The following is a 6,102-nucleotide window of genomic DNA, read 5'->3' as shown; positions in this document are numbered from 1 at the left end:
TCGATATCGTAATCGCAACGCAGACCCTCTTGACAGTCGGAGTCGAACTCGCACGGCTCGCCTTCGTCCGGCCTTGCCGCGCACGTGCCGTCGGCGTCCCCACCCGCGCCGCGGCAGTAATCGGTCGTGCATTCGTAATCCTGTGCGCACGCACCACCCGCGGAACCCTTCGGAACGACGATCGCCGCATAGTCGGCGGGCGCATCAACGTCTATGTAAAATGCGTTGGCGAACTGTTCGCAACGGAGACCGCGCAGCGCGTCTGGGCAACAAGCCGCAGCTTCCCCGTCAAACTGGGCTCGGCCGGCCTGCTCGGTCGCCGAATCGCATCGGGCGAGGAGCCCGACGACCAACGCGGTGAGCGCGGATTTACAGGATGCCGATCGGTGTACAGACCGCTTGCGCATTCGGCGATCTCATCTGCCGTGCAGCAGGCGAAATTCGTACTCGCAGCTGAGCCGAACGAACTCGGCAAAGAACTCCGTGATGGTAAGTCGTCCACCTTGCCGGCCGTCTTCGCCGCGGCATGCGGCCACCGCAAGAATGCACGCCAACACCGATCGCAGACGATTCCCGGATGTCTTACTTCGGTAAGCGAGGACAGCCGCGCTGAACGATACGGCGATCGCCCGTACCCATCCGTAGCCGAGATGACGCCGCGAGGCGCCCGCGGCGCGCGAACGACGCGCCGTCAATGGAAGTCGCGGCTGCGCGTGGCCGCGGGGCGCGCGCCGACATCGGGTTGCCAGCAGCGGTCCACGACGACGTGGACGACACCCTGTTGCACCTGCAGCGTCCCCGTGATGCCGAGAAACGACGCCGTCTTGAGCAACACCGCGTACCGCTCGAATACGCGCCGCCACACGACGGCATTGACGAAGCCGGTTTCGTCCTCGAGCGTCATGAACGTGACGCCGCTCGCGGTGCCGGGCCGCTGGCGGCAGATGACGATGCCCGCGTAGCGCACCTGGCGGCCGTCCGGCATGCGTTGGACGTCGCGCGCGGCCGGCAGCCCGCGCGCGCGCAACGCGGGGCGCAACGGCGCGAGCGGGTGGCCGCGAGGGCTGTGATCCGACGTGCGGTAGTCCCACAGGATCGCATCGAGCGCCGGCAGGTCCGCGAACGCGGGGGACGGCGCCGCAGTCCCCACGGGCAGCGCGTCGCGCTGCGCGCGCGCCCACCCGTGGACCTGCCACAGAGCCGTACGCCGGTTGCGGCCGAACGAGGCGAACGCACCCGCCTCGGCCAGCCGCGCCTGGCGGCGCGCGTCGAGCCCGGTGCGGCGGACGACGTCCTCGATCGACGCAAACGGCGCGGCGGCGCGCGCGCCCTCGATGCGCGCGCCGTCGGCCGGGCCGAGTCCCTTGACGTAGCGCAACCCCATGCGGATCGCGAACCGGCCGGCGCCGTCGGGTTCGAGCGAGCAGTCCCAGTTGCTGTGCGCGACGTCGATCGGCCGCACCTCGACCCCGTGACGCCTGGCGTCCTCGACGATCGTGGCCGGCGAGTAAAACCCCATCGGCTGCGCGTTGAGCAGCGCGCACGCGAACTCCGCAGGAAAATGGCATTTGAGCCACGCGGTCGCATAGGCGATGAGCGCGAAGCTCGCCGCGTGCGCCTCCGGGAATCCGTAGTCGCCGAAGCCCTTGATCTGCTCGAACACGCGCTGAGCGAATTCCTCGGCGATGCCCTTTTGCACCATGCGCGACACCAGCCGCTCGCGATGGCGCTCGATGCGGCCACTGCGGCGCCACGCGGCCATGTCGCGGCGAAGCTGGTCGGCCTCGCCCGGCGTGTAGTCGGCCGCGACGACCGCCAGCTTCATGACCTGCTCCTGAAACAGCGGTATGCCGAGCGTCTTTTCGAGCACCGGACGCAGCGAGGGGTGTGGATAGGCGACCGGCTCGGCGCCGCTGCGCCGGCGCAAGTACGGGTGGACCATGCCGCCGGTGATCGGACCGGGCCGCACGATGCTCACCTCGATCACGAGATCGTAAAACGACCGCGGGCGCAGCCGCGGCAACATCGCCATTTGCGCGCGACTTTCGATCTGAAACACGCCCACGGTGTCCGCGCGGCAGATCATGTCGAAGGTGGCGTCATCGTCCGCCGGCACGGTCGCCATCGTCCACCGCTGCCCGCGATGGCGCTCGATCAGCGCAAAGCACTTGTCGATCATCGTGAGCGCGCCGAGCCCGAGCAGGTCGACCTTGAACAACCCGAGGTCGTCGAGATCGTTCTTGTCCCACTGGATGACCGTCCGCCCGGCCATCGCACCGTTTTCGATCGGCACGAGATCGCACACGGGCTCGTGACCGAGCAAGAACCCGCCCGGGTGAATGGACAGGTGGCGCGGAAAGTCGAGCACCTCGCCGGCCAAAGCGATGAGCAGCGCGTGGGCGCGCGCCTGCGGATCGAGCCCCGCGGCCGCCAGCGCCGCCGGCTCGATGTCGCCGTGGCGGTGTAGCAGCTTGGCGGCGCGATCGAGCGCGGTCGCCGGGATGCCGAGCGCCTTGCCGACATCCCGTACCGCCGACCGCGGCCGGTAGCGAATCACGTTGGCGACCATCGCTGCGCGGTCGCGACCGTACTTGTCGTAGACCCACTGGATGACCTCCTCTCGCCGCTCGTGCGCGATGTCCAGGTCGATGTCGGGCGGTTCGGCGCGCTCGCGCGACAAGAACCGCTCGAACAACAGCCCCATGCGCACGGGATCGATCGCGGTGATGCCGAGGCAGTAGCACACGGCCGAGTTCGCGGCCGAGCCGCGCCCCTGGCACAAGATGCCGTTGGCCCGGCAGAACTGGACGATCTCGTACATCGTGAGGAAGTAGCCGCAGTAGTCGAGCTCGTCGACGAGCGCGAGTTCGCGGTCGAGTTGCGCGCGCACCTCGGCCGGCACCTCGCCGCGGTAGCGATCGCGCGCGCCGCGCAACGTCAACTCGCGCAGCCATTGCGCCGACGTCAAGCCGCTCGGCAGTCGCTCCGACGGGTAGCGATAGCGGATCTCGTCGAGTGAGAACCGATGCTCGGCGGCGAGCACCTCGCTGCGCGCCACGGCGGCCGGGTCGTCCGCAAACAGCTCCGCCATCGCGCGCGGCGATTTCAGCTCGTGCTCGGCGTTCGGCTTGATGAGCCGGCCCGCGGTGGCGAGCGTGACGCCGTGCCGCACACAGGTGAGCACGTCGTGCAACGGCCGGCGGGCCCGCGTGTGATAGAGCACTTCGACCGCGGCGACCACCGGCGCGCCGTACCGGCGCGCGCGCTCACGTACGCGCCGCTCGACTTCGACTTCGTCGTCGCGCCGGTGCCGCGCAACCAGCGCGTACAACCGGTCGCCGAATGCGTCTCGCAGCGCGCGCGCCGCGACCACCGGCTCGTCCGGCGCGACGATTGCGCTACCGTCGCCGCCCCACAGCGCGGTGAGCCCGCCGGCGTGTTCGCACACCTCGCGCCAGCTCACGCGCGACTGTCCCTTGGCGCACCGGCGGCGGCCGCGAGTCAGCAGACGACACAGGTTGGCGTACCCGCCGCGGTCGCGCGCCAGCAGCACGATGTGGCTGCCGTCGTCGATCGAAACAGTTGCACCGACAACAAGATGGATGCCGAGTTCGCGCGCCTTGACGTGCGCGCGAACGGCGCCGTAGACACCGTCTCGGTCGGTGAGCGCGATCGCGCGCAGACCGAGTTGATGTGCGCGGTCGACGAGTTCATCGGGATGGCTGGCGCCGTCGAGAAACGAAAAGTTCGACCGGCACCAAAGCGGCGCGTACCTCGGCGTCACTGGACGGCCCCCTGGACGTACCAGCGGCGCCGCCGCCGATCGTAGTAGACCCACAGCAATTCGCCCGACTGCAACTGCGCGAAGTAGTAGTCGCGCTGCACCTCGGCGCGCCACCAGCCGCCGGACACGACAAATGGTCCGATCCACTGGTCGACCAGCGCGCCGTCGCCCCCCGCGACCAGCGCGCCGTCGTCGCGCGAGCGCGCGCCGGGCGGCACCAGCGGCACGGGGCGCTGGATGCGCCGCACGAGCGGCCGCATCGCGACGGCAGCGGGCGACGGCGACACCGCGCGGCCAAGCGGCACCCACGCATACCGCGCCTCGGGCAGGTGTGCGTCGCACAGCCGGGCGCACACGACGGCGTCGTTGCCGAACTCGGCGCGCAACCGCGCGAACGCCTCGTCGGCCGCGCGCAGGTCGCGCCGCGGCGCGCGACGAAACAACGCGAGCTGCTCGCGGGTTGCGCGCCGGCTGGCGGCGGTGAGGCGGATCTCGACGACGCCGGCCGGCGGCGGCGCTCCCTCGAGCCGCAAATGGACCAGTCGCAACAGCGCGCGCGCGTCGAGCGTCGGCTCGGCGGGGCACACGATCTCGCGCCGCTCGGGCGGGTCGTGGCGGTCCAGGGTCAGGTCGATGACGAGCGCCGTGAGCGCCTGGTGGTGGCGCGCGAGCGCTGCCAGCAGCGGGTCGAGCGCTCGCTTGATCGCGAACGCGAGACGGTCGGCGTCGGTTTCGGGGTCGTCGAGCACCACGCTCTGTTCGACGGCCTCGGGCGGCGCCTGCGCGCGCAGAGGATCCCACCGCTCGCCGGCGGCCAGCTCGTGGAGCCGAAACGCCTCTGGGCCGAACCGTTCGAGCAGGCCGCCCGGTGGCAACCGCAATAGCCCGCCGACGGTATGGACGCCGAGCTTGGCGAGGGTGTCGCGAAACCGCGGCTCCAGGTCGAGCCGGTCGAGCGGCACCTGCTCGGCCGCCGCCCGCTCGGCGTCGCGATCGCGAAACACCACGATCGGCCGGCTGGCCGCCCGCGCGACCGCGTAGGTCGCAAATCGCGAAAACCCCACCACGACGGTCGCGGCGTAGCCGTCGTCGCGCAGGCGCGCGCGAATCGCCCGCGCCCACGCCCCGACCGACGGAAACAAGAGGCCGAGCCCGGCGCCGCCGAGCCAGAACACTCCGGGCTCGCGCTCCGACGCCTCGACGTCGGGCGAAAACGTGCGCAGCGCGTCGGCTACGGCTGCCACGGCCGCCGCGATCGCGTCGGGCGGCACCGGAGCTGCGCGCAGGTCGCGCGCCAGCCCGAGCGCGTGTGCGTAGCGCTGGCCCGGCAAGATGCGCGCGGCGCGCGCCCGTTCGTTGACCCACAGGATCGGCGCCTGCGGCCGGTCGTCGGCGACGACCGCGACCGGCACGTCGCGCCAATCGGGGTGGCGGCGCACGAGAAGTTGCAGAGGGAACGAATGGAGATCAACGCAGGCCAGCCGGTCCACGGACGACCTCCGCGTGGCTCCAGCCGGGACCGCGCCGCTTGTCCTTGACGACCGCGAGCTTGCAGCGAAACCGGCCCCGGCCGGCCGGCTGGCGCAGGGCCACCGCGCGCAGCGACACCATCGAGCCGAGCGACGGCGCATCGGCCGGCGTGTCGGTGAGGCACACGATCGCCGCGTGGTGGCGCTGCGCGAGTCCGACCAGCCGCCCCTGCATCGCCATCGGAATGGCGGCGCGCGCTCCGAGGTCGACCACGACCAGCGCGAACGCTCCCGATCGCACGAGGTGATCCGCCGCGCGCGCGGCCGCGCGGGCGCCGGACACCCGCACCACCGGCAGCGCCGCCAGATCCACGCCGGCGTCGGCCGCGTCCGGCGGGTAGAACGTCGCGGCGTGCGCCGCCACCCACGCGACCGGCTCGCCGGCCCGCTGCGCTTCGACCACCAGCCCGATCGCCGCCGTGAGCGGTGTGGCCGCGCCGCGGCCCGCGATCTCGACCAGTCGCCCCGACAACTCGGCGAGCCGCCAGCGCGGGCGCTCCGCGGGGGCGGCAGCGGGTGTGTGCAGCGGAATGACGTTGGCGCGCTCCATAGCTGCTCTAATGTTCAGTACAGCAAACCCGTATGACACCGCGCAAGATCGGATTTCCCTGTCATTCCAAAACCCTACGATTCCAGCCCAATCCGGATCGGATCGACGGTGCTCCCACCCGGGTTGATTGGACGGTGCTCCCACCCGGGTTGATTGGGCTGGCGCCCCGGCCCCCTCGCGGCACCCCTACCCGGGTTGATTTGCAGCGCCCCTACCCGGGTTGATTGCGGCGCCCCCAC

Annotated in this window: 3 protein-coding genes; all 3 read right to left on the bottom strand. The window is 71.2% G+C overall.

All coding sequences use genetic code 11. The features are described 5' to 3' along the window. Nucleotides 1-691: 691 nt before the first annotated feature. From dnaE to D6689_16045, 3 genes are read right to left on the bottom strand one after another with little or no spacing between them, the layout of a single operon-like run. The gene (gene dnaE, locus D6689_16055) at nucleotides 692-3,784 is read right to left on the bottom strand and encodes a DNA polymerase III subunit alpha (GenBank protein RMH39606.1); all 3,093 of its coding nucleotides are present in this window, start codon (nucleotides 3,782-3,784) and stop codon (nucleotides 692-694) included. Then, entirely contained in the window at nucleotides 3,781-5,274 is a 1,494-nt protein-coding gene (locus D6689_16050) for a DNA polymerase Y family protein (protein RMH39605.1), read from the bottom strand. The genes dnaE and D6689_16050 overlap by 4 nt, the downstream gene beginning before the upstream one ends. Then, the gene (locus D6689_16045; GenBank protein RMH39604.1) at nucleotides 5,252-5,863 is read right to left on the bottom strand and encodes a recombinase A; all 612 of its coding nucleotides are present in this window, start codon (nucleotides 5,861-5,863) and stop codon (nucleotides 5,252-5,254) included. Before D6689_16045 ends, D6689_16050 begins: the two co-directional genes overlap by 23 nt. Nucleotides 5,864-6,102 lie beyond the last annotated feature (239 nt).

It is taken from the genome of Deltaproteobacteria bacterium, from assembly GCA_003696105.1.
Lineage (GTDB): Bacteria > Myxococcota_A > Polyangia > Haliangiales > J016 > J016.
The sequence above is the reverse complement of the archived record's forward strand: the minus strand, read 5'-3'. Positions and strand labels throughout refer to the sequence as shown.